Source organism: Gelidibacter mesophilus DSM 14095, assembly GCF_000423005.1.
In the GTDB taxonomy this organism is placed as follows: Bacteria; Bacteroidota; Bacteroidia; order Flavobacteriales; family Flavobacteriaceae; genus Gelidibacter; species Gelidibacter mesophilus.
Genome location: NZ_KE383968.1, coordinates 274,456 through 299,949 on the forward strand (window position 1 = coordinate 274,456; position 25,494 = coordinate 299,949).

General features: G+C 37.2%; 25 protein-coding genes. 7 read left to right on the top strand and 18 right to left on the bottom strand.

Translation table 11 applies throughout. The features are described from left to right. Positions 1-22: 22 nt before the first annotated feature. The 3 genes from G525_RS0119135 to G525_RS0119145 all read right to left on the bottom strand — a co-directional run bounded on the left by G525_RS0119135 (position 23) and on the right by G525_RS0119145 (position 3,524). Complete coding sequence (locus G525_RS0119135; RefSeq protein WP_035480203.1) at positions 23-970, bottom strand: DUF3078 domain-containing protein; 948 nt, start codon at positions 968-970, stop codon at positions 23-25. A gap of 87 nt (positions 971-1,057) precedes the next feature. Then, positions 1,058-1,564 carry a DUF2480 family protein gene (locus G525_RS0119140; protein ID WP_027127577.1) on the bottom strand — a complete coding sequence of 169 codons (507 nt, stop codon included), beginning with the start codon at positions 1,562-1,564 and terminating at the stop codon, positions 1,058-1,060. Positions 1,565-1,688: 124 nt separating this feature from the next. After that, entirely contained in the window at positions 1,689-3,524 is a 1,836-nt protein-coding gene (locus G525_RS0119145; RefSeq protein WP_027127578.1) for an ABC transporter ATP-binding protein, read from the bottom strand. Between the two features lie 488 nt (positions 3,525-4,012). Between G525_RS0119145 and G525_RS0119150 the strand changes: the two genes are divergently transcribed. After that, positions 4,013-4,627 (top strand): hypothetical protein, encoded by a 615-nt coding sequence (locus tag G525_RS0119150; protein ID WP_211222949.1) that lies wholly within the window; start codon positions 4,013-4,015, stop codon positions 4,625-4,627. A 296-nt stretch (positions 4,628-4,923) separates the two neighbouring features. On the opposite strand, the gene G525_RS0119160 is transcribed toward G525_RS0119150, so the two are convergent. The 11 genes from G525_RS0119160 to G525_RS0119210 form a co-directional block, all read right to left on the bottom strand. Continuing rightward, the gene (locus tag G525_RS0119160; protein ID WP_027127581.1) at positions 4,924-5,622 is read right to left on the bottom strand and encodes a DUF4304 domain-containing protein; all 699 of its coding nucleotides are present in this window, start codon (positions 5,620-5,622) and stop codon (positions 4,924-4,926) included. 70 nt (positions 5,623-5,692) lie between these two features. Then, complete coding sequence (locus G525_RS0119165; RefSeq protein ID WP_027127582.1) at positions 5,693-6,016, bottom strand: DUF59 domain-containing protein; 324 nt, start codon at positions 6,014-6,016, stop codon at positions 5,693-5,695. A 204-nt stretch (positions 6,017-6,220) separates the two neighbouring features. Next, entirely contained in the window at positions 6,221-6,643 is a 423-nt protein-coding gene (locus G525_RS0119170; protein ID WP_027127583.1) for a SufE family protein, read from the bottom strand. 83 nt (positions 6,644-6,726) lie between these two features. Further along, the gene (locus tag G525_RS22155; protein WP_084647806.1) at positions 6,727-7,377 is read right to left on the bottom strand and encodes a DUF4377 domain-containing protein; all 651 of its coding nucleotides are present in this window, start codon (positions 7,375-7,377) and stop codon (positions 6,727-6,729) included. A gap of 26 nt (positions 7,378-7,403) precedes the next feature. Further along, on the bottom strand, positions 7,404-8,618 hold the full coding sequence (locus tag G525_RS0119180; protein ID WP_027127584.1) for an aminotransferase class V-fold PLP-dependent enzyme: 1,215 nt from the start codon (positions 8,616-8,618) through the stop codon (positions 7,404-7,406). A gap of 155 nt (positions 8,619-8,773) precedes the next feature. Continuing rightward, on the bottom strand, positions 8,774-10,087 hold the full coding sequence (gene sufD / locus G525_RS0119185) for a Fe-S cluster assembly protein SufD (protein ID WP_027127585.1): 1,314 nt from the start codon (positions 10,085-10,087) through the stop codon (positions 8,774-8,776). Positions 10,088-10,143: 56 nt separating this feature from the next. Next, positions 10,144-10,386, bottom strand: coding sequence for a four helix bundle protein (locus tag G525_RS22865; protein ID WP_342662772.1), 243 nt, complete (start codon positions 10,384-10,386; stop codon positions 10,144-10,146). Between the two features lie 183 nt (positions 10,387-10,569). Beyond that, the gene (gene sufC, locus G525_RS0119195; protein WP_027127586.1) at positions 10,570-11,322 is read right to left on the bottom strand and encodes a Fe-S cluster assembly ATPase SufC; all 753 of its coding nucleotides are present in this window, start codon (positions 11,320-11,322) and stop codon (positions 10,570-10,572) included. A gap of 66 nt (positions 11,323-11,388) precedes the next feature. Continuing rightward, positions 11,389-11,787, bottom strand: coding sequence for a hypothetical protein (locus tag G525_RS0119200; RefSeq protein ID WP_027127587.1), 399 nt, complete (start codon positions 11,785-11,787; stop codon positions 11,389-11,391). A gap of 83 nt (positions 11,788-11,870) precedes the next feature. Beyond that, entirely contained in the window at positions 11,871-13,319 is a 1,449-nt protein-coding gene (sufB, locus tag G525_RS0119205) for a Fe-S cluster assembly protein SufB (RefSeq protein WP_027127588.1), read from the bottom strand. A gap of 53 nt (positions 13,320-13,372) precedes the next feature. Next, positions 13,373-13,702 carry a HesB/IscA family protein gene (locus G525_RS0119210; protein WP_027127589.1) on the bottom strand — a complete coding sequence of 110 codons (330 nt, stop codon included), beginning with the start codon at positions 13,700-13,702 and terminating at the stop codon, positions 13,373-13,375. A gap of 175 nt (positions 13,703-13,877) precedes the next feature. Here G525_RS0119210 and thiL point away from each other — a divergent pair, with 175 nt between their 5' ends. Next, on the top strand, positions 13,878-14,927 hold the full coding sequence (gene thiL, locus G525_RS0119215; protein WP_027127590.1) for a thiamine-phosphate kinase: 1,050 nt from the start codon (positions 13,878-13,880) through the stop codon (positions 14,925-14,927). A gap of 652 nt (positions 14,928-15,579) precedes the next feature. Here the strand turns inward: thiL and G525_RS21490 are convergent. Beyond that, positions 15,580-15,813: a hypothetical protein gene (locus G525_RS21490; protein WP_035480207.1), complete on the bottom strand. Its 234-nt coding sequence runs from the start codon at positions 15,811-15,813 to the stop codon at positions 15,580-15,582. Between the two features lie 401 nt (positions 15,814-16,214). After that, a complete protein-coding gene (locus tag G525_RS0119235) occupies positions 16,215-16,991 on the bottom strand; it encodes an alpha/beta fold hydrolase (RefSeq protein WP_027127593.1) in 777 nt (258 codons plus the stop codon). A gap of 66 nt (positions 16,992-17,057) precedes the next feature. Between G525_RS0119235 and brnQ the strand changes: the two genes are divergently transcribed. Next, positions 17,058-18,341: a branched-chain amino acid transport system II carrier protein gene (gene brnQ, locus G525_RS0119240; protein ID WP_027127594.1), complete on the top strand. Its 1,284-nt coding sequence runs from the start codon at positions 17,058-17,060 to the stop codon at positions 18,339-18,341. Here the strand turns inward: brnQ and G525_RS0119245 are convergent. Beyond that, positions 18,319-18,975, bottom strand: a complete 657-nt coding sequence (locus G525_RS0119245; protein ID WP_027127595.1) for a hypothetical protein — start codon at positions 18,973-18,975, stop codon at positions 18,319-18,321. The two genes, brnQ and G525_RS0119245, sit on opposite strands and share 23 nt — an antisense overlap. Before the next feature lie 102 nt (positions 18,976-19,077). On the opposite strand from G525_RS0119245, the gene G525_RS0119250 reads away from it, so the two are divergent. Then, a complete protein-coding gene (locus tag G525_RS0119250) occupies positions 19,078-20,400 on the top strand; it encodes an aspartate kinase (RefSeq protein ID WP_027127596.1) in 1,323 nt (440 codons plus the stop codon). Between the two features lie 91 nt (positions 20,401-20,491). On the opposite strand, the gene G525_RS0119255 is transcribed toward G525_RS0119250, so the two are convergent. Next, positions 20,492-21,784, bottom strand: a complete 1,293-nt coding sequence (locus tag G525_RS0119255; protein ID WP_027127597.1) for an aminopeptidase P family protein — start codon at positions 21,782-21,784, stop codon at positions 20,492-20,494. Positions 21,785-22,053: 269 nt separating this feature from the next. On the opposite strand from G525_RS0119255, the gene G525_RS0119260 reads away from it, so the two are divergent. From G525_RS0119260 to G525_RS0119270, 3 genes are read left to right on the top strand one after another with little or no spacing between them, the layout of a single operon-like run. Then, a complete protein-coding gene (locus tag G525_RS0119260; protein WP_027127598.1) occupies positions 22,054-22,725 on the top strand; it encodes a succinate dehydrogenase cytochrome b subunit in 672 nt (223 codons plus the stop codon). Between the two features lie 13 nt (positions 22,726-22,738). After that, the gene (locus G525_RS0119265) at positions 22,739-24,736 is read left to right on the top strand and encodes a fumarate reductase/succinate dehydrogenase flavoprotein subunit (protein WP_027127599.1); all 1,998 of its coding nucleotides are present in this window, start codon (positions 22,739-22,741) and stop codon (positions 24,734-24,736) included. Between the two features lie 11 nt (positions 24,737-24,747). Continuing rightward, positions 24,748-25,494, top strand: a complete 747-nt coding sequence (locus G525_RS0119270) for a succinate dehydrogenase/fumarate reductase iron-sulfur subunit (protein WP_027127600.1) — start codon at positions 24,748-24,750, stop codon at positions 25,492-25,494.

A 25,494-nucleotide genomic window follows, 5' to 3' on the forward strand; every position in this document is an offset into this window, starting at 1 on the left:
TTAATTGATGTCACTTTTGGTCTTAAAATTTGTAAGTCAAACCAAGTGTATAATACGTTTGTAAATCATTATCTACGTTATCAAAAGTAGGCAAGGTTTCTGCAGGTACAGCGGCAGGGTTATAATTACCCAAAGCATAGTTTAAAGCTTCTTGTTTGTTGCTTCGTAATGCAAAGTCAAAACCTACTCCAATATTTTTCCAAAGGGTATAGCTGAAATTGTTGGTCCATGTCCAATTTGATAAATCAGAACCTTTATAACTTAAGAATGCAGATAAGTTAGATTTAAAATCAATTTTACCGAATTTTCTGGTATAATCAGCAACGATTTTAGCACCTAAAGATGATTCGAAGATGGTATCGCTATCCGAAAAGACAAAATTGTAGTTCAATGGATGGATCACAACCAATAAATTATCAAGTGGCGTCCAAGTAAAACCGATACCTACATCTAAATATCCAGGATCGTTAAAATTGTCAAGAATCGTTGTTCTATATTCTGCCAAGGCTGAAGCGGCCCATTTATCGCTTAATTTCCGACCGTATAGAGACGAAACATTGAAAACATCAGAAGTTGGTTGAAAACTGTCGTTATCATTTGGATCATCTTTATCATCCAATTTTACCCAAGCAAGATTAACGGTTAAAGAGTTTCTCCAAAAATATTTATCCTCCAGTTTATTGGCATAGGCATTAAAATTAATACCAATGTTTCCAGAACTGCTATTAGGAGTACCCTGAGCGTACCAATTGTTGAAATTTGACAAACTACCTCCAATAACTCCAAAAGCACCTTTTTTCCAACCTGGTAGCGCATCTATTTGAGCTTGAATAGCATCAGCCTCTTTTTGGGCAGCATCAGCTTCAGCTTGTTTTTCTGATTTTTGGGCTTCCAGTTCTGATTTCGTTTGTGCAAAGCCAAAAGAAATACTAAACAGTAAGCATAGTGTAAATACTAATTTTTTTGTCATGTTTCTAGATTTTAGGTGTTTATGGATTAATTTGTTTTAAAGTGCAAATATAAATGTTAGCGTATTTATAATAAAGTCTTCTCTCTATTATTTTCTTTTATATAAAGGCACTGATGAGCAGGCTTCCCCATACATAATTGACTTTGCAATAGGTTTTAATTTTTGCGACAACATGATATAAGCATTGGCAGGCACAGGTTTATGGGCGCATCCTTTTATGATTAGCGGCTGATCAACATAAGCCTCTATTTCTAGGTTTTGGATAATATCTTGGTAGATGGATGTTTCCAGTTGTTCTAAACTGCCAACCACAATTCTTTTGGCATAAGGCTGTAAATTCATGGTTAGCAACATAAATGCCCATGCCGGAACAATAGCATCTGAAGTACAGGTCAAAGCGACATAATGGTCTTTATATTGCGTCCAATCATGCTCTTTAACATATGTTCTGAAATCTTTTTCACGAAGTACCAATTCATGAAACAGCCAATCCTTGATGTCAAAAACGGTACGTTGCCCTTTTGGGTAGTAATCTTCAAGGTCCACTACAACCAATTTGCTATTGGCGACTCTGTTAATAATTTCATTTTCCATCTTACAAAATTAAGTGTTTTATTAATGAAACCCTATTTTGTCTAGAACGTAGTGTTCAGACAGAATAGAAGTGTATTATTTACGATTTTGGGCGGGATCTCATAGTAATCAATACAGCATATGATTACTGATAGCCTTCCGCTTGCAATTGAAAAAGTTGTGCATATAGCCCTTCGTTTTCCATTAATTGCTCATGAGTTCCTATTTCCAAGACTTTACCTGCCTCTAAGACCAAAATACGATCGGCTTGCCGGACCGTGCTGAATCTATGAGAAATAATGATACTCGTTTTACCTCGGGTCAGTCCGATAAATCGTTGAAAAACATCACTCTCCGCTTTAGCATCCAAGGCCGATGTAGGTTCATCTAGAATCATCACTTCAGCATCTTTCATGTATGCTCTTGCCAAGGCCACTTTTTGCCACTGGCCTCCTGAAAGTTCCTGGCCCTTATAAAAACGTTTGCCTAATTGTTGGTCATATCCTTTTTTTAAACCTGAAATAACGTCGTTGGCTAAACTTAATTGGGCTGCATTCTCAATTTTTTCTTGATTATCCAATTGATCAATAGCTCCTATGGCAATGTTTTCTCTGACGGTAAACTCATATCGGAAAAAATCTTGAAAAATGACACCGAAAAATTCTTGATAGGCATCCATCTTAAATCGGTTGATATTGATGCCATCCAACAATATTTCGCCAGAAGTAGGCTCATAAAAACGCAACATCAATTTTGTCAAGGTTGTTTTTCCGGCGCCATTTTGACCCACAAAAGCCATTTTTTCTCCCACAGCAATTTTAAAGCTGACTCCTTTTAAAATCTCAGATTCAGAATCAGGATACGAAAAATGAACATTACAAAACTCAAAACCCGATTTTATTTTATCAGGCAAAGGTTGATCTTCATCGTGTTTTGGAACAATCGAAATATCCACAAATTCAAAATAATCCTTCAAATAGAGTGCACTCTCAGTAATTCGTGTGAATTTTGAGAAGAAATCCTGTAGATTCCGAGTCAATCGATTAAAGGAACCCGATAAAAAAGTCAATTCACCTAGGGTAATTACGCCAGAGATAACACGATAGATAATAAAAATATAAGCACCATAATAGCTAAGGGTTCCTAGAACGTTGAATACGAACCCAAGAGCTGAACGCTTGATGGCTAGTTTTTTATTCAATTGATAATATTCTTCGGACAGGTTTTTAAATCGGTCTACGATAAAATCCGTCAATCCAAAAAGTTTGATTTCTTTAGCGGTGACATTATTCGCACCAATAAATCTAAGATAATCCAGTTCGCGCCGTTCAGCAGTCCAACCTCTTGCCAAAGAATATTGCTGTTGGCTGAACCAAATTTCATTTACAAACGATGGTATAATACTCAGCACTAATAAGATAATCAAATACGGCTCAAAGTAGATCAAACCAGCCACTAAAGTTGCAATGGAAATCAAACTTTGAATTTCACCTAACGCATTTGAGATGAGTCCCACGCGACCTGAGGTTTGCATTCTAGCACGTTCCAACTTATCATAAAACTCCGAATCCTCAAGCAGACTGATATCTATTTGATTGGTTTTTTTTATGATAGTAACCGAAGATTCAATGGAATAGGCATCACCTAAAAGGCCGTCCGTTAAAGAAATGGCGCGACTCATGAGATCAGAAAGAACAATGAGGCCTAATTCAATCCCCACATACGTCCATAGTTGGGTTAAATCTGACGAATCTGTATTGGTCTGAAGAATGATCTCATCAATAATAAGTTTTCCAACCCATAAGATCACCACCGGCAGTAGGGCGCCTATTAGTCTGCAGAAAGCTGATAAAAGAAATAACCTTTTATTTGTTCTCCATATTTCCTTAAAGAAACGCGGGATAAATACCAAGGCACTAAAAGACTTTTTTAAGCTGATTTTATTTTTGTCCTTTAAGGATTTTGGGCTAGGTCTTGGCATTTTTTAATTTTAGGTTTAAAATTCGGCTTTTAGATTGGCATTCGACACCATCAAAAGTGTCAAATAACATTTTGAAGATCACAATTCTCCTTTAGTTGTACATTGTTAAAAGGCGATTTTCGATTGAAATAATTCTGATTACAAAATTACATAAAAACCGTATCATTGGTGATGAGTTCATTTCTTTTGGCTATTGATAGGTGAAATTGAAAACAACTTAAAGTAATAATATTGACCAAAAAAAACCTTATAAGAACACCTTGAGCGCTACGTCAATTCCTTCAACCAAATGACAAGGTGAATTAAATAAACAAGGATCATTTCGCAGAATAAAAATATGGTCTTAGCAGGTTTCATAAATATTCCCCTATTATAAATGAGATTTTATTAAATTTACGGTGACTTTTAATTGAATTTAGTGCTTTAAACTCCACGGAACCAAAATAATAATTGTTATAAAGAAATTAATTTTAGTCGCCATAATAGCCTTGGCAAGTTTAGGTGTGCATGCGCAAAGTGTGAACGTAAGTGTTAATGCTGGGTACGTATTTGATAACAAATTTGACTCCTACTACGATCCTACTGAATTTTACAATGGTAAGATTAAAGGAGGTTTTCAATGGGGCGTAGCTGCGGAATACAGAGTGCAGCCAAGTGTTGGAATAGAAATTTCCTATTTCCGGCAAGACACCCATTCGCCGACAACCTATTTAATGAGAGGCCAACTTTTAACAAAATTTACCGATTTTGATCTCGGGATCAATTATATCATGTTGGGAGCGAATAAATATTTTAGAGCATCAAATTCTCAATTAGAAGGGTTTGCTGGTTTAAGTGCCGGTGTATTTACAGCGGGACTTACCAATCCTGATAACGGCAATGAAGCCAGCGTTACCAAATTTGCATGGGGCGGAAAATTAGGAGGTATTTTTTGGGCCTCCGATAGCGTCGGGATTAAACTTCAAATGCAGATGCTTTCAGCAGTTCAATCTGTTGGTGGTGGATTTTATTTTGGCACCGGAGGTGTTGGCACAGGAGTCAGCACGTATTCCACCATATATCAATTTAGTTTGGGAAGTGGTCTAGTTTTTAACCTACAGTAAACAATAATCAAATTAGTGCACAATAATTAGTGCATCTCATTTTAAAAATCATTCAATTACAAACTCAAAAAGTTAGTCATTGAATGATTTTTTGCTTTTTGATAAAGGTTTATAAGATTATCATTAATGGAAACCTTATAAGAATTGCTAACTCTCGTCAACGTTACGTGTATGGGCAGTGGCGAGGGCTGGTACAAACAACTGCAAACAAGTACTTGCCATTGGAAATTCCGCAGGAATTTCCAAGTAAGCGAGGACAAGCCATTGCTTATACACATCTTTGTTGTGTGGCGTTTTTATTTTAGTTCTTCATTATATAAAATAGCTATTTCTTCTATTCTGGCGACCCAAGATTGATTGACTTCTGGCTTCGATTTCTGATTTTCCCATACACCATTTGTTAGCGTGCTAAAATTAGTCCAGCTTTTTGGTTTTTTCGCTTTTTTATACACTTTATTAATTATTTGTTTAGCAACTTTATCTTTGCCAATTTTTTTAAAAAGAGCGAACTGACCTAATTCTCCATAAAAGCCCGAAATTTTAGTTCTATCTGAAAAGAACTTTTCTAAGGATAATAAAGTTTTATGATTTTCGAATAAATTTTCTATAAGTATCAAATCTTTTTGAAGTTGAATAATTAGGGCAGCAGAACGATTGTCATTCTGTATTTTATACCAATAATCAAGTCCGTCATGTGTTATTGTTCCAAGTCTAAATTCAATTAGAGCATCCGTACATTTTGGAAATTTCGGAAGGGAATCTGTTTTCCAGAGTTTTAAATATGTTTCTGGTTCAATAAAACCAATATTCCCTACAAATGAAAAAGAGTTTTCAAAGTTCATGGAACTTTTTTGAAAATTAAATACTTGGATAATATCGTCAGTCTTTCTATAGAAATTCGTTCCACTTTTCTTGAAGCCTAACCTCTTAAAGATTGGTGCAACAATATTTTTAATTATTAAATTATATTCTATATTTAATTCCTTGTTCGTCATTTCTCAAATGCCACACAACTCGATATATCTTTACCGGCAAGGTCAGGACGGCTTTTCAACCAAGCTTATATTAAAGCATTCCCAACTCCAACTTTGCTTCTTCGCTCATTAACTCTTGCGTCCAAGGTGGATCAAAAGTGATTTCAACCTCTGCTGATTTGACATCATCCAATGATCTCACTTTTTCTTCAACTTCCATCGGTAAGCTTTCCGCTACAGGACAGTTAGGAGAGGTTAAGGTCATCAAGATTTTAACTTCATAATCTTCATTTACCAAAACATCATATATTAATCCAAGTTCATAGATATCTACAGGAATTTCTGGATCGTATATGGTTTTTATAACTCTTAATATTTTTTCGCCCAAAGCGAAAGTGTCTATTTCTTTACTCATTTTTTAAAGTTTAGGAGTTTAGAAGTTAAAAAATTCAGGAACATTGCAAAAAGCATTCGCCTAAATTTTTAACCTCATCCACTTAATTTAACTGTATTTCATATGCTGAAGCATACATTTTTTTCTCTAATTCAGGAAGTATTCAAACTTTACTTTGATTACCTACATTACATCTCAATTATGAGATTCCTGCTTTCGCAAGAATTAGTTTAACTGCGTTTGGTAGGCAATAGCATACATTTTTAATTGTTTAATCATACTCACCAATCCATTGGCACGCGTTGGCGACAAGTGTTCTTTAAGTCCGATCTCATCTATAAAATCAGTATCAGCGTCAATAATATCTTGTGGATGTTGGTTGGAAAACACGCGTATTAAAATAGCGATAATTCCTTTGGTAATAATAGCATCACTATCTGCTGTAAACGCCACCTTATCATCATTCATTTCAGCATGAACCCAAACCTTACTTTGGCAGCCTTTAATAATGTTTTCTTCAGTTTTATATCGCTCGTCAATAAGAGGCAAGGTTTTGCCCAAATCTATCATATATTGATAGCGCTCTTCCCAATCTTCAAACATTGAAAATTCATCAATCAGCTCTTCTTGTATCGCTTTTATAGTCATTCTAAAATTTTATACAAAGTTACAATTTATCTCTTCAACCGCAGCATTTTAACATTGGACATCAAGGTTAAACTCTTTATATATCACTCCGATTTTAAGTAGTTACATTCTATGAGCAGTTCCTGATTATCATCTAATAATTGAAGCTTGTCATCATTTAAAGTGTAAGAGGAGATGCTCGCTAAAGCATCAAGAAATGCCGTTTCAACTTCAATGTTCTTACACATCATTTTAGTGGAAGACACTTCTGTGATGTCCACGATATTATCTGTCACAACAATTTTTCCAGAAAACCGATTACAACTTGTATTGCCATTGATTTCATTTTGTGAAAGATCAATTTTAATAAATGGATTTCTGCCAAAACTGTCCATGCTCTTCACCCGGGTCACCATCCATGAGCCTTTATCCAAATTTAAAGGTGATTTCGATTTTTGTAAAACCTCAACCAATGTATATCTCAATGATGAGCCGTCTGCTGGCGGGTTTTCAACCTCTGAAATACTGACTTTTATCTTATAGTAAAAACCTTCAACATAATCAAAACCTTCAATATCATTGTAAAAATAAGTCCAATCAGATGAACCTTCTTCTTTGATTTGAAGACATTTTTGAGGGGCTACCCCTGTACAATCCACCTTGGCACTTGCAATAAATAGTATTTTATCTTTATTTGATGAACATGAAAAAAATAATAATACCATTGAAAAAATGGCTAAAAACTTTGAACTCATATAATTAATTTTGTAAAATCTGCCGATTAGGACAGCATCATTTTTGCTTTTTTAACCCCTTCAACCAAGGCGTCAATTTCTTGTTTGTTGTTGTAAAATGCAAAAGAAGCTCTAACAGTACCTGGGATTTTAAAATAATCCATGATAGGTTGCGCGCAATGGTGCCCAGTGCGTACTGCAATGCCCATTTTATCTAGAAGCGTACCAATATCATAGGGATGGATACCTTTCAAATTAAAGGAAATTACCGAGGTTTTATTCTTTGCAGTGCCATATATCTTTAGACCCTCAATTTCCAAAAGCTGCTTGGTGGCATATTCTAAAAGCTCATGTTCATAAGCACTAATCTCTTCAAATCCAATAGCGTTCATATAATCAATCGCGGCTCCAAAGGCAATCCCTCCACAAATATTTGGTGTGCCGGCTTCAAATTTGTGGGGTAAATCCGCATATGTGGTCCCTTCAAAAGACACTTCTGCAATCATCTCTCCACCGCCTTGATATGGAGGCAGTTTATTGAGCCATTCTTCCTTTCCGTAAAGCATTCCTACACCCGTAGGTCCGCACATTTTATGGGCGGAAGCCACATAAAAATCAACATTCAAAGCTTGCACATCGGCCTTAATATGAGGACAGGCCTGTGCACCATCAATCAAAACTGCAGCGCCAACTACGTGTGCTTTTTTAATAATGGTTTCTATAGGATTTATAGTCCCCAATGCATTGGAAATATGATTAACAAAAACAAGTTTTGTTTTTTCAGAAAGCAGATTATCGTAAGCAGATATGACCAATTCGCCTTCATCATTCATAGGAATGACTTTTAAAATCGCGCCACTACGTTCACACAACATTTGCCAAGGCACAATATTACTATGGTGTTCTAATGCAGACACCAAAATTTCATCACCCTTTTTAAGAAGTGACGTAAAACCGCTTGCCACCAAATTAATGCCATGCGTCGTACCAGAAGTCATGATAATTTCATGCGTTTCTTTAGCATTAAAGTGCTTTTGGATTTTTAGTCGCGCCTCTTCATAATGATCCGTCGCTTCTTGACTCAAGCTATGCACACCGCGATGGATATTGGCGTTGTAGTTTGAATAATAATCTACAATGGCATCAATAACGTGTTGCGGTGTTTGCGAAGTTGCAGCGTTGTCAAAATACACCAATGGTTTCCCATTGACTTTTCTTTGAAGTATTGGAAAATCTTTTCTTATATCTTCGACTTGAAACATGCTTTAATTTTTGAAATTTTGAATCACTTTGAGGAACGCGGATAGCGCTGATTGCTTATGATAAACGCAGATTTCAATAGGTCAGAACCAAGCTGACATTTATCGAAAACAATAATCGGCGACAATCTGCCATATCTGCGTCATCCGTGTTCTAACTATAGATCGAATCCAATATTAACGCCTAATTTTTTAGCGATAATATTAGTAATACGTTGCTTAATTTCAGGGATTTTAACGGAGCTCAGCACGTTGTTGCTAAAAGCATACATCAATAAAGCTTTTGCTTCTTTTTCTGGAATACCTCTTGAGCGCATGTAAAACATGGCACTTTCATCCAATTGACCAATAGTACATCCATGGGAACATTTCACATCATCAGCAAAAATCTCCAATTGGGGTTTGGTGTTGATACTTGCTTTATCACTCAACAAAATATTATTGTTGGCCTGAAATGCATTGGTTTTTTGGGCCTTTCTATCGACTAAAACCTTGCCGTTAAAAACACCTGTAGAATTGTCGTCAAAAATCCCTTTGTAATCTTGATGGCTTTCGCAATTTGGTTCAATATGGTGCACCAAGGTATTATGGTCTACATGTTGTTTGTCACCAATAATTGTGGTGCCTTTTAACGTAGAATCAATCCGCTCTCCATTTTGATAAAAATTAAGATTGTTTCGGGTCAGTTTTCCACCAAAAGAAAAGGTATGTACCGTTGCACAGCTTTCTTGCTTTTGATTGATGAAGGTGCTGTCAATCAAAGAGGCGTTTTCGTTATCATTCTGGATTTTATAATAATCCACGATGGCACGCTTGTCCGCAAAAATCTCAGTAACGCTATTGGTCAACACAGGATTCTCCGTCAAACTTTGATGGCGCTCAATAATTTGAACATGTGAATTTTCATCCACGACAATCAAGTTTCGAGGCTGTAACATCAATGCAGCCTCATTTCCTGTTGAAAAATGAACGATTTGAATAGGCTTTGCAACCGATTTGTTCTTTGGAATATGAATATAGGCGCCTTCTTGTGAAAATGCAGTATTCAATGATGATAATCCATCTTTAGAAGCCACTTTATTGAAATAATTTTCAATAATAGCTCTGTATTTTGGATTGGACAATGCCGATGACATTAAACAAACATCCACGCCATCATGGGTCGTTTCAGAAAGATGTGATGAATATTTCCCATCGATAAAGACAATTTTATACGTGTCAATGTCATGGATAAAATATTTCTTAATATCATTATAATCGATATGGTTTTCACTTTTCGGAAACACACTATAATCGTGTTTTAAAATACTCTTTAATGAGGTGTATTTCCAGGCTTCGTCCCTTCTGGATGGGAAGCCTAGCGTTTCAAATTCTTTTATGGCTTCGCTTCGCAGGTCGTGTACCGGCGAATCAATATCTACCAGGTTTTCGAATGCCATAAATGAGGCGATGAGTTTTTCTTTTAGTTCCATTCTGTAAGTTTCAAGTTTCTTTTGTTTCTTGTTTCAAGCTGATTGCACATTCGTAATCATTTGAATTTGTTTCCTTTGAAATCTTGTTTATTTAAATATATTATGAAATTGGCTCTTCGTTTACTTAATTGTTCGTATTCATTTACCAGTTTCTCTAAGTTCTCTTCTTCTATATATCCATAATCAAAAACTCTATATAATTGAGATCTTGATTTTCCTGCTGATCCTTTGGCAATGGTTAGAAATTGTCTAAATTCAATAGTCCCATCACGCTCAAAACCCTCAGCAATAGTGTCCATTACTGAACCTGAAGACCCTTTGATTTGATCTCTCAGTCTAAAATCATTCTTTTATTCAGATTTTAAAACAATTTCTTTTATCTCGTTTGAAAGTCTTCGAGCTTCCTGCCATATTCTAAATCTTCAAATTTCTTAACCGTTGCCATAACTTGAAACTTTAAACAAGAAACACTTCAAACCAAACTAAGCGTTCACTTCTTCCTTAATCCAATCGTAGCCTTTTTCTTCGAGCTCATGGGCTAATTCCTTACCTCCAGATTTTACGATGCGTCCTTCAAACATCACATGGACAAAATCTGGTACAATATGATCCAACAAACGTTGGTAATGGGTAATGACAATCACCGCATTTTCTTTACTTTTCAATTTGTTGACCCCACTGGCTACAATGCGGAGTGCATCAATATCCAATCCAGAATCAGTTTCATCTAGAATCGCCAATTTTGGCTCCAACATGGCCAATTGAAAAATTTCATTTCGTTTCTTTTCACCACCCGAAAACCCTTCATTTAAGGATCGGGATAAGAATTTACGATCAATTTCCAGCATCTCTGACTTCTCACGAATCATTTTCAACATCTCATTGGCAGGCATATCTTCAAGTCCTCTTGCTTTACGGGTTTCGTTGATGGCCGTTTTCATGAAATTGGTTACAGATACGCCTGGGATCTCAGTAGGGTATTGAAACGAAAGAAAAACACCTTTATGTGCCCGATCTTCTGGTGCTAACTCGAGGATGCTTTCATTTTCAAATAAGATTTCTCCTTGAGTGACTTCATAGTCTTCCTTACCGGCAATAACAGATGCCAAAGTACTTTTACCAGAACCATTTGGTCCCATGATGGCATGGACTTCACCAGCATTTATCTCTAAATTAATGCCTTTTAATATGGCTTTATCTTCAACACTTGCGTGTAAATCAATAATTTTTAACATATGGTTTTACTTAAAGTTAAAGTACAAATTCGAATAGTTGTCTATCAAAATTTGAATTTTATTTTTCTATTCTTGTGATTTTAATTTTATCATCTCACTGTCCTGTCGTTCAACTTTGGAAACAGCAATAATGTCAATGATTTCTACTCTGTTTTCCCAGCCTTCTTCATTCTCTGGTTTTTTGGTAACTTTTACTTTTAACGTCACTTTTACCTCATCGGTTGGCTGATCTTTTAAAGGCTCGGCCTGTTTAATCAATTCCTGGGCTTTTTGGTTTTCAACAACCCCAAATAGTTCACTTCGGGTTTGTAAAACACTTGCATCGTCGTAATAGATAAAATTCCCTGAGACTTCCTTCACATCCAACTGGTCTTTCTTATCCTCAACGACATCAGCAGATCTTGGATCGTTTTTACAACTTGTAAACGCCAACAAAACAACTAAAAGAAAACCTATTATTTTCATGTATTTTGGGATGTATAAAACAGAAATCTTATGTCATTTATTCAAACCTACACCATTTTTAAAACCTTGCAGGTTATGGATCATTATCCTATGGAGCCTTCTAAACTTATCTCCAATAGTTTTTGGGCTTCTATGGCAAATTCCATCGGCAGCTTATTCAACACCTCTTTACTAAACCCATTTACAATAAGTGCAATTGCCTTTTCAGTATCGATACCACGTTGGTTACAGTAAAAAATCTGGTCTTCACCAATTTTACTTGTGGTGGCTTCGTGTTCTATTATTGCCGTTTTGTTTTTCACTTCAATATATGGGAAGGTGTGTGCGCCACAATCATTGCCCATCAACAAACTATCACATTCTGAGAAATTACGGGCGTTTTCTGCTCGAGGTCCTATTTGGACCAAACCTCTATAGGAGTTTTGGGATTTCCCAGCTGAGATGCCTTTTGAAATAATGGTCGATCTGGTGTTTTTACCTAAATGGATCATTTTTGTTCCGGTATCGGCCTGCTGGTGATTATTGGTCACGGCAATGGAGTAAAATTCACCTACTGAATTATCACCTTTCAAAATACAGCTCGGATATTTCCAAGTGACGGCTGAACCGGTTTCTACTTGCGTCCAGGAGATTTTGGCATTCTTTTCACAAATCCCTCTTTTGGTCACAAAGTTGAAAACGCCACCCTTACCTTCAGCATTTCCTGGGTACCAGTTTTGAACTGTAGAATATTTAATTTCTGCACCATCCATAGCAATCAATTCCACTACGGCCGCATGCAATTGATTCTCATCACGGCTCGGCGCAGTACAGCCTTCCAGATAACTTACGTAGCTATCCTCATCAGCAATTAAAAGCGTTCTTTCAAACTGGCCTGTTCCGCCTTGGTTGATTCGGAAATAAGTGGAGAGTTCCATTGGGCAGCGCACCCCTTTTGGAATATAACAAAAACTCCCATCACTAAAGACTGCAGAGTTTAAGGCCGCATAGAAATTGTCTTTCTGTGGCACCACGGTTCCAATATGTTTTCTGACCAACTCAGGATGGTCTTTAATGGCATCGCTTATGGAACAGAAAATAATACCTTTTTCATTCAAGGATTTTTTAAAGGTTGTCGCTACGGAAACAGAGTCAATAACCACATCCATGGCAACACCGGCCAAGGCCTTCTGCTCATCCATGGAAATTCCCAATTTCTTGAAGGTGGCCAATAATTCCGGATCTACCTCATCCAAACTATTTAATTTGGGTTTCGTATTAGGTGCCGAATAATAGGAAATAGCCTGAAAGTCAGGTTTTTCATAATGGACATTGGCCCATTCTGGTTCGATCATCTTCTCCCATGCCCTGAAAGATTCCAATCGCCATTCCGTCATCCATTCTGGCTCTTCCTTCTTTAAAGAAATTGCACGAACAACATCTTCATTCAAACCAGGAGGAAACGTATCTGATTCAATATCTGTGAAAAAACCATATTCGTATTCCTTGGTTTTTAATTCCTCTCTTAAATCGTCTTCTGTGTATTTCGTCATTATCATTTACATTATATGTTCAACTCCTTCCATTGGGGAAGGTTGGGATGGGATTATAGGGAAAAGGATTCCCCACATCCACATGTGCGATTCGCGTTTGGATTATTAAACACAAAACCAGCACCATTCAAACCTCCTGAATATTCAAGGGTTGTACCAATGAGGTATAAAAAACTTTTCTTATCAATAATAATTCTGACACCATTATCTTCAAAAACCTTATCCTCGTCTTCTTGTGATTTATCAAATTTTAAATCATATGATAAACCCGAACAACCGCCACTTTTTACACCAACGCGTACAAAGTCGGTTGCACAGTCAAAGCCATCTTCACCCATGAGTTCAATGACCTTTTTTTTAGCTGTTTCAGATACTTTTATCATTCGTTATTAAGATTATTTCTAAATAGAGGACAAAGATACAATATAAGAAGGGTTTTTCCATGGAACTTTATATTATATTCTTAAATGGATAGATTCGTCTTTTTAATACAAGAGCCTCCTTAATATTTCGAAAAAATGATTCGTGTTTTCTCAGCGATATCCCTAAATTTGCAGGATGATAGAAGATAAAAATCAACCCCGCACGTCTATTAGTGAATTGGGTGAGTTTGGACTTATAGACCATTTGACCCAAAATTTTGAAATCACTCAAAAATCGACGGTCAAGGGCATCGGAGATGATGCCGCTGTTTTGGACTTTAAATCAAAACAAATCGTCATTACAACAGATCTACTTGTTGAACACGTGCATTTCGATTTGAGCTATATGCCACTCAAACACCTGGGATACAAAGCTATTATGGTCAATCTATCTGACGTTTACGCCATGAACGCCACGGCAACACAAGTCACTATTGCCATTGCAGTTTCAAATAGATTCCCTCTGGAAGCTATTGAAGAACTTTATGTGGGATTTGAAGCTGCAGCAAAATTTTATGATATTGATATTGTAGGTGGCGATACCACCTCTTCTACCACTGGATTGATTATTTCTGTGACTGCCATTGGAGAGGTTAACAAAAACGACGTTGTTTATAGAAGTGGCGCCAAACCAAACGACCTTTTAGTAGTTACGGGCGACTTAGGTGCTGCCTATATGGGATTTCAAGTACTACAAAGAGAAAAGGAGGTTTTTAAGGTGAATCCTAACAATCAACCTGACCTAGATCCGTATTCCTATATTGTGGAAAGGCAGCTCAAACCTGAAGCACGAAAGGATATTGTGAAGTTGCTGAAAGATTTAAAAGTAAAGCCCACGTCAATGATTGATATTAGCGATGGTTTATCTTCAGAGATTATTCATTTGTGCAAGCAAAGCGCTGTTGGAGCGGAATTATACGAAGATAAAATCCCGTTGGATCCACAGGTCATTTCGACATGCGAGGAATTTAATCTTGATAGCACGACCATTGCCTTGAATGGTGGAGAAGATTATGAATTATTAATGACCATATCACAAGAAGATTTCCCTAAAATTAAGGGCAATCCAAATTTAACGGTCATTGGATATATCACAGATAAGGAAAAAGGCATGCATTTGGTAACACGCGGAGAAACTTTGGTTCCATTAATTGCTAAAGGCTGGAATTCATTTAAAGACCAATAACTCTTATTAGAAATTACTGGAATTCTAATTTTACGGCCGAAAAGCTTCGATCCGTCAGCGTTTAGCACTCATCAGGAGCCAAATTCATTTTAAATGAATAAATTTTGGCGACTATTACTTTAACCAACAAAACCTAATGCAATGCGCATTTCTGTTTCATAGAAATTAATAGACATTCCGTTTTCGATTCCTTCTTTTATTGTAAAGCTTTCTGAGCTCCTCATTGATTTCACGTCTTTTATCGGTTAAAGGAATAAGTTCTCCTTTGTCACTGGTTGTTAATTGCATACCACAACGTGAACACTTGTATTCTTTAACGAATTTTGTGATTTCCTTCTTTATAATGAAATCATGATTAAGTAATCTGCAAAATAAATTTTTCAAAATCTCAAATTTTTGGGACACCCACCATGGTAATCAAAACGAATCAGATACGAAAAGATTATATGTTAATGTTATAATAAACTCAACTGGAAGGGTAGAATTCAAAAAAATTCCAAGTCGGAAGTACAAGAACAAAGGAAGTAAAGTTTTACATTTTTAAACAGGGAAAATCTGAACACGCCATTTAGAATGGGGCGTTCATCATTTACAATAGCAATTGAATGGTGACGCTATCGCTTTATTAAGGACAACTTATCCAAAACAGTGCTTAATGCTCAAAAATGAGCAAGCCTTGCATTCGTTTGAAGCGTCGTTTTTTATGGATGCGTTCAAGAATTGAATTGATCTCCTTAAACTTGGGTGTTAACGGCGTTAATTCTCCGTTCCCATTTGTGGTCATTTCAGCATGGCAATGCGTACATTCATACTCATTGACATGAAAGGTTATTTTTTTGGAAACAACATAGTTATGTCCAAAAACGGAACAATAAATTGTTTTCACGTGGCTACAAGTTTTAATTATTATTTTAGAGGATCTCTAAATATATAAAAATCAAACTATAAGCCCATTTTGAGGTTCAACATATCGATGAACTGAGCGATTTCTCCTGCGAACGAACAGACCTTCTCATGTACATCTCTTCCAAAATAGAATTGATCTCTTGGAACTTGGGAGTAAGCTCTGTTAAATTCCCATTACTATTAGTTGTTAATTGTTTTTTGCAACACTTACACGTGTATTCTTTGACGTGAAAAGTTACTTTCTTGGAAACTTCATAGCGGTGACCAAAAATGCTACAATAAAGCTTCAATGGGGCTGGGGCACTAGTGTTTTTTTTCATAATAATCTTAGTTAGAAAGCTCTAACTTAAAAAATTAAATTAAAATAAACGTCAAAGCACTTTATTTTTCGATAAAACGTTTTAATTTGTAAGTAAATTCTCTAATATTTTCAATATAAGTCATATGTCCCCCTTCAAAGTCAACTGAATCAATTCCCAAAGCATCGAATTTCGATTTTAAGATAACATATTCCAAAACAGGATCATTCCGACCCAAAAGGACCATTTTATGAGCGTCCAATTGTTCGAGCACATGACTTCTATCTTTTCTGATTTTCATCCCTTCCAAGGCTGCAATTATTCCTTGTAGTGATAAGGACATCGCTTCCAACTTAATCAATTCAATTTCCTCGGCAAATTGCGATACCTTTTCAGGACCAAATAAATTGGCAATGGCCATCGTGATAAAACTTTGGGGGTTATATTTCACTGCTTTAATTGCACGATCTCTGTTGCTTTGACGCTCAGGACTATCTGCAAATGGGGTAGAATTCAATAAACAAAGCCCTTTTATGCGTTGTGGAAAAGATTCAGCAAGCGCCAATGCCACATAGCCACCCATAGAATGTCCTATGATAAAGAATTTTTCAACTTTCAAATAATCCAAAACAAACGCTACGGCTTCAGCCATCAGCTCCATAGTATGGATATACCCTAGACAGCCTGTTTGCCCGTGTCCTAGAAGGTCAATAGCAATTATATTGTGCTGTGATTCAATTTCCGGAATCAAATGCTTCCACATTGAAGAGGTTTCCAAAAATCCGTGAAGCAAAACCACAGCCCCTCCTTCTCCTTGATTTGTATAAAAAATTGGGATGTCTTTGTATTCTAAAATCATTTTTAAGCTATATTCGGCAAAGATATAAAGAGTTTCACGCTTGACTGCATTGTCATCAATATCCAGATGAATAAATCAAAAGATATACTCGTTACAGGGTTCGCTTTATTTTCCATGTTTTTTGGTGCGGGCAATTTAATCCTGCCGCCCTATTTAGGGTTCTATGCAGGACCTGATTGGTTTTTAGTGACCCTTGGATTTGTAATTACCGCAGTGGCGATTCCGATATTTGGCATTATGGCCCATGCCAAATTGCAAGGCACGATGTACGATTTCGGAAAAAAAATATCACCACTTTTCAGTAGCATCTTTTGCGTACTGGTTTATGGTATTTGTGTCGTGCTTCCGTCTCCTCGCACGTCTTCAGTAACTCACGAGATGGCTATTTCGCCCTTTTTTAACAGTAGCAGTTTGCTCACCAGCACCTTCTATTTCATATTGGTATTTATTTTTGCAATGAACCGATCCAAAGTTTTGGACCTGCTGGGCAAATACTTAACCCCTATTATCATCTTCATTCTATTGGCCATCATCGGCATTGCCATATTTTATTCACCAGACGCGATTCAGCCTTCAAAATTCGAAAACCCCTTGGTGGAGGGTATTATGGAAGGTTATCAAACTTTTGATGCTTTGGCCGCTTTGGTCGTTGGTGCGGTGTTGATTATCTCTATAAATCTAAATTATTCTGGCTCTCCAACTGAAAAAAAACGACTCATTTTCAAGTCGGGGTTATTGGCCGGCTTTGGCTTGTTCATTATCTATACCGGATTGATTCTGGCAGGATCCTTTCACAATTCTGAATTCGCTTTTGGCATTACCAGACCGGAATTACTCTTAGGCCTGGGCAACAAAACATTAGGAAGTGCTGGCGCAATTTTATTGAGTGTTCTAATTGCGTTGGCCTGTTTTACCACTGCCGTAGGAATTGTTATGGGTACGGCAGATTATTTTAAAGGCGTTTTTAATAATTCAAAAATTGCCTATACCATTACCGCAATTATCGGGAGTTTATTGGGAATCGTAATGGGTCAATTTGACGTTGGCTATATCATTGATGTGGCCATTCCTGCACTCATGTTTATCTACCCGATCACCATCATTTTGATTTTACTAAATGTCATTCCGGAACAATGGGCGTCACCTACAATTTTTAGAGGCGTAGTAATTACTGCCTTTATTTTCAGTATTCCGGACTTCTTAAAAATATTAATGCCTTCTGAAAGTATTAACGCTTTAATCGAGGTCATCCCCTTGGGAAAATTCAATTTGGGATGGCTGATTCCTTCTCTTCTGATGTTTTTAGTTTTGAATGTATATAGGCATTTCAATCCTTCAAACGTTTCATAACCGAAAACGCTTTATCCACCACCTCATCTTCCACCAAAATGGTAAATTCATTAGTCGTGGAAACCACTTCGTACAAGGCAATTCCTTCCCATGCCAAACGTTTAAAAATTTGGTAATAAAGCCCCGTAACTTTGCTGTTTTCAGAAGGCAAGCTGATCGTAATGGCCGATAATTCTGCCTTTTCACCCAACAAGACTTCTGATTCAAAACATTTTAAGATATGGTGTTTTTGCGAAGATGAGATAATGCTATTACTTTCATAAATCCCTCTTGTAAACGCATAAAACACATTGGAATAGTTATCCATCTGTTCCAAAATTTTCGAGTGGCTATGGCTTAAGGTTTTCGAGTTTTGAAAGGTGAAATCGGTCAAATTGGAACGCACTGTAATGTCTCCTAAATTCTGAACCACTCGCTTAAGTTTTAAGGAACTTCCAAAGTCAGTAGGTGGTTGATATCTCCGCAGAGCCATCATCACAGCTCCAGATTTCACAGGCTTTTTAAGCAATTCACCAATCGGAACCACCAATTCTTCAGCCAAAGCAGAATAATTAATGATGCCCCTGGACAAAGCTTCCTCTAAAAAAGGTTGGGCAATTAAAATTTCTTCAACACAAGCAGCGATAGTTCTCATTTGTTAACTATTTAACATTATGTGTAAAATTAGTCAAAATTTTTAATTCTTATGGCAAGAAGAAGGGTTACGCTTATTTTCGCTGGATTAAAATCTAAGAATATGTTTGTTTTAAAATTTGGAGGCACTTCAGTAGGGTCAATCGAGAATATGACCAATGTCAAAAATATCATCAATGATGGTCAACGTAAGGTTGTCGTGCTATCGGCAATGTCAGGCACAACCAATGCTCTGGTCACCATTTCAGACTGTATAAAGTTTAAGGAAATCGAAAATGCCCTTGAGCAAATTTCCGAACTTCACAATACCTATAAGGTAACTGTGGAAAAATTAATTCAAAATAGTACTTTAAAAACTGAGGTGGCTAGTTATGTGAATTCCATTTTTGACACACTTAAAGCTGTGGCCTATGACAACTATTCGCCGTTGCTCGCCAATAAAATTGTTGCGCAAGGTGAATTGCTGTCCACTGTTATTTTTAGTAGATTTTTGAAGCAAGAAGGTCTTAACGCCTGTTTATTGCCAGCTTTAGATTTTATGCGCGTTGATAAATTCAATGAACCGGATAATTTTTACATCCGTCAGAATTTCAATCGTCTCATTAATGATCTTCCAGAAGCTGACATCTACATCACTCAAGGATTTATCTGCTTAGATGCCCTTGGAAACATAGCCAACCTCCAACGTGGCGGAAGTGATTACACGGCAACCATTATCGGTGCAGCATTGGGAGCTGAAGAAGTACAGATCTGGACAGATATTGATGGTTTTCATAATAACGATCCGCGGTTTGTACCAGAAACCCACGCTATTTCCAATTTATCTTTTGATGAAGCTGCGGAATTAGCCTACTTCGGAGCTAAAATCCTGCATCCTCAAACGGTTATGCCAGTGAGAGATTTAGATATTCCTGTGCGCTTAAAAAATACCTTATCTCCATCATCCCACGGAACACTCATTACCAACGCCATTCATAGTGAAGGCATCAAAGCAATTGCCGCTAAAGATGGGATTACTGCTATCAAAATTAAATCTGCAAGAATGCTATTGGCCCATGGCTTTCTAAAAAAAGTATTTGAGATTTTTGAGAAACATGAAACCGCTATAGATATGATCACTACCTCAGAAATTGCGATCTCATTAACAATTGACGAAACAAAAAATCTTTCTGAAATAGTCACGGAGCTGGAAAAATTCGCAAAAGTAGAAGTCGACGGGTACCGGTCTATTGTCTGTCTTGTAGGGAATCATATTGTTTACCATCCTGATACACCAAAATTATTTCAAATACTGCAAGATGTTAATGTCAGAATGATTTCTTACGGGGGCAGTAGCAATAATATTTCCCTTTTGATCAACACTAGTGATAAGATTGAAACTTTAAGAAAACTGAATCGGTATGTGTTTGACTTGGTACCGGCTTAAAAAACTAATTGAAGTTTACCGCATCCTTTTGGGTGGAAACAATTATGGTGGGTTTATCGTAGAGGCTCTTTGCAAAGAGCCTCTACGATATTTATAAATTCATGAGTTCTTCAATTTCTTCGGCTTCAATTGGAATATTGCCCATCAGGTTAAAAGGCTCCCCTTTCTTTTGGATGACCAAATCATCCTCCAATCGGATACCAAAACCTTCTTCTGGAATGTAAATCCCTGGCTCTACCGTAAACACCATATTTTCTTGCATAGGCTCCGTTAATATTCCATAGTCATGCGTATCCAAACCAATGTTATGACTGGTACCGTGCATAAAGTATTTCTTATAAGCTGGCCAGTCTTTATCTTCATTTTTGACATCTGCCTTGTCCAACAATTTTAAACCTAATAATTCAGAAGTCATGAGTTTTCCAACTTCTACGTGATATTCTGCCCAATCCGTACCTGGCACCAACATTTTTTGAGCTTCATTTTTTACCCGGTTCACTGCGCTATAAACCTCCTTCTGACGTTTTGAGAATGTTCCCGAAACAGGAATGGTTCGCGTCATATCACTCGCATAATTGGCGTATTCAGCACCAACATCCAATAAAATCAAATCGCCAGCTTTACATTGTTGGTTATTGACCACATAATGTAGCACATTCGCATTATTCCCAGCTGCAATAATAGGCGTATAAGCAAATCCTTTGGAACGGTTGCGCAAAAACTCATGCATCAATTCTGCTTCAATTTCGTATTCCCAAACACCAGGTTTCACAAAACCTAAAAGGCGTCTAAAGCCTTTTTCAGTGATATCACAGGCTTTTTGCATCAGATTTAATTCAATCGGATCTTTTACAGAGCGTAAGCGCTGTAAAATAGGATTGCTTTTGGCTACAACATGTGCTGGGTATTTATCTTTTAGCCATTTTGTGAAACGGTCTTCGCGGGTTTCCGTTTCAACATTGGCTCGATAATGCTCATTCGTGTTGATATAAACCGTATCACATTGACTCATCAATTCAAACATGATTTTCTCCATGTCCTGAAGCCAATAAACGGTCTTGACACCTGAAATTTCCAAAGCAGCTTCTTTGGTCAATTTTTCACCTTCCCAGACAGCTATGTGAGCATTGGTTTCCTTTAGGAATAATATTTCACGATGCTTTTCTTTTGGGCAATCAGGAAAAAGCACCAAAATGCTTTCTTCCTGATCCACACCACTCAAATAAAAAATATCACGGTGCTGCTGAAATGGCATGGTACTATCTGCACTGATTGGATAAATGTCATTGGAGTTGAAAACGGCTAAACTAGAGGACTTCATCTGAGCCCTAAAGTTTTTTCTGTTTTTTATAAAAAGCTGTTTATCTATTGGATCGTATTTCATAAGATGTATTTTTTCAAAATTACAGATTCCGTAGAGGTTTAAAAAACATATTGCTGTTTTGTGAAACTTTTAACCTCAACTTTAAAAGGTTCCGTCGTGTTAATAAATTTGGAATGCTGAAGCAAATATATACAAGGTCTCGTCTCATTTTTAAGAACATGGCACCATAGTTTAATTAAACTCATTCCAAATAAGTATAAATAATTCTATTTTTTGGGTTTCAAACGTTTGAAACGTATCTTTGTATCACATTAAACTAACTTCAAAATATGAGCGGAATTTTAAATTCTTCAGTTGGAAGAAAGTTTGCCATGGCACTTTCGGCATTCTTCCTCATGATTTTCCTAGTACAACATTTTGCAATTAATATCCTTTCTGTGTTCAGTGCAGACACATTTAATGAAGCCTCTCATTTCATGGGAACGTTTTGGGTAGTGCAATATATTTTTCAACCCATTTTAATTTTGGGTGTGATTTTTCACTTTGTGATGGGCATGGTGTTGGAAATAAGAAACAGAAACGCAAGGAAAATTGCGTACGTCAAGTATAATGGTAATGCCAATTCTACTTGGATGAGCAGAAACATGATCTACACAGGTGCAGTAATATTACTATTTCTAGGTCTCCATTTTTACGATTTTTGGTTTCCTGAAATTGAAGTCAAATTTATTGATGGCGATATGTCAGGATTACTGGCAAATGGCGAGTATCGCTATTTTGAGCACTTACAACACAAATTTGTAGACGTATGGCGCGTAGCACTTTATTGTTTAGCATTTGTGTTTTTAGCATTGCACTTATTACATGGGTTCAGTTCCGCTTTTCAGTCGGTAGGCGCCAACAATAAATACACAAGAGGATTAAGAGGATTTGGTAAGGCTTATGCGATCATCATTCCATTAGGATTTATTTTTATCGCACTCTATCATCACTTCAACTAAAAAAACATCTAATATGGCTTTAGATTCTAAAATACCAAAAGGTCCACTTGCAGATAAGTGGACTAACTATAAAAATCAAATTAACCTAGTCAATCCGGCTAACAAACGTAGCATAGATGTTATTGTTGTTGGTACTGGATTGGCAGGAGGTTCTGCCGCTGCAACCTTGGCAGAATTAGGATATAACGTTAAAGCATTCTGTTTCCAAGATTCGCCACGTCGTGCACACTCCATCGCTGCACAAGGTGGAATCAATGCCGCCAAAAACTATCAAGGTGATGGCGACTCCACCTACCGATTATTTTATGATACCGTAAAGGGGGGTGATTACCGTTCTCGTGAAGCCAACGTATATCGTTTGGCAGAAGTATCGGCAAATATCATTGACCAATGTGTTGCCCAAGGCGTACCATTTGCTCGTGAATACGGCGGATATTTAGATAACCGTTCGTTTGGAGGTGTATTGGTGTCACGTACATTTTATGCAGCAGGTCAAACAGGACAACAACTATTATTAGGCGCTTATTCTGCCATGAACCGTCAAATAGGTCGTGGAAAAATAACCATGTACAATCGCCACGAAATGTTGGACGTTGTTGTGGTGGGCGGAAAAGCAAGAGGAATTATCGCAAGAAATTTGGTGACTGGAGAAGTTGAGCGTCATTCAGCTCACGCTGTGGTTTTAGGAACAGGAGGTTACGGAAACGTGTTCTTCCTATCCACAAATGCAATGGGAAGTAACGTAACTGCTGCTTGGAAAGCACACAAACGTGGTGCTTTCTTTGCAAATCCTTGTTATACACAAATTCACCCTACCTGTATTCCTGTATCTGGGGAGCATCAATCTAAATTGACTTTAATGTCTGAGTCGCTCCGTAATGACGGGCGTATTTGGGTACCAAAGAACATGGATGATGTGATGGCCATTAGAGAAGGCAAATTAAAACCTACAGATATTCCTCATGAAAATAGAGATTATTATTTAGAGCGTCGTTATCCAGCTTTTGGAAACTTAGTGCCTCGTGATGTTGCTTCGCGTGCAGCTAAGGAACGTTGTGATGCCGGTTATGGTGTCAACAAAACTGGCGAAGCTGTTTATTTGGATTTCGCTTCCGCTATTGAACGGTACGGAAAAGAACGTGCACACGTGAGAGGTTTAAACGAAAGCGATGCCAAGTTGGTCAAACAACTTGGTCAGGAAGTCATCAAAGAAAAGTATGGAAACTTGTTCCAGATGTACGAAAAAATTGTGGATCAAAATCCGTATGAAACGCCAATGATGATTTATCCTGCGGTGCATTATACCATGGGCGGACTTTGGGTAGATTACAATTTAATGACTAATGTTCCGGGACTATATTGTATTGGAGAAGCTAATTTCTCTGATCATGGTGCCAACCGTCTTGGTGCATCTGCACTGATGCAAGGCTTGGCAGATGGTTATTTCGTGTTACCTTATACGATTGGCGATTATCTATCCCAAGATATTAGGACTGGAAAAATACCTACAGACACTCCTGAATTTGCAGCAGCAGAGAAAGCTGTAAACGATAACTTGGCACATTTAATCAATAATAATGGTGCGCATTCCGTTGATCATTTCCATAAAAAACTTGGAAAGATTATGTGGAACAAATGCGGAATGGCTAGAAACGCCCAAGGCTTAAAAGAGGCTATTGTTGAGATAGCAGCCCTTCGAAAGGAATTTTGGAAAGACGTCAGAGTTCCAGGAACACAAAACGAATTTAATGAAGAATTGGCCAAAGCCATGCGCGTTGCTGACTATTTAGAGTTAGGTGAGCTTTTTGCAAAAGATGCTCTTGAAAGAGAAGAATCTGCCGGAGGACATTTTAGAGAAGAATACCAAACTGAAGAAGGCGAAGCATTAAGACGCCCAGAATTCCAATATGTTGCCGCATGGGAATATAAAGGAGAGCCAAAAGATGCCGTTCTTCATAAAGAAGAGCTGGAGTACGAGAATATTGAAGTGAAAGAAAGAAGTTATAAATAAGAAGGAACGTTATGAAATTAACTTTAAAAATATGGCGTCAAAAAAACGCCGACGCCAAAGGACAGATAGTCGAATATCCAATAGATGGTATTGAAGGCGATATGTCCTTCTTGGAGATGTTGGATATATTAAACGAAGATTTAATTACTAAGGGTGAAGAACCTGTAGCATTTGATCACGATTGTCGTGAAGGAATTTGCGGCATGTGCTCACTTCATATTAATGGTGAACCCCACGGACCAGATAAAGGTATTACTACGTGTCAATTGCATATGCGTATGTTTAAGGATGGTGATACTATTTTTATAGAACCCTTTAGAGCCAATGCCTTTCCTGTAATTAAGGATTTGGTAGTTGATAGAAGTTCATTTGACCGCATTCAGCATGCAGGCGGATTTATTTCAGTGAACACCTCAGGAAATACGATTGACGCCAATGCCATCCCAATTAACAAACATGATGCTGACGAAGCCTTTGAAGCGGCAACGTGTATTGGTTGTGGTGCGTGTGTGGCGAGTTGCAAAAACTCTTCAGCCATGCTATTTGTAAGTGCTAAAGTGTCTCAATTTGCCTTATTGCCACAAGGAAAAATCGAAGCCACAGAGCGTGTCCTAAACATGGTAAAACAAATGGACGAAGAGGGTTTTGGGAATTGTACCAATACCGGTGCTTGTGAAGTAGAATGTCCAAAAGGAATTTCACTTGAAAATATCGCACGAATGAATCGCGAATATTTATCTGCAAGTTTAAAAGGATAA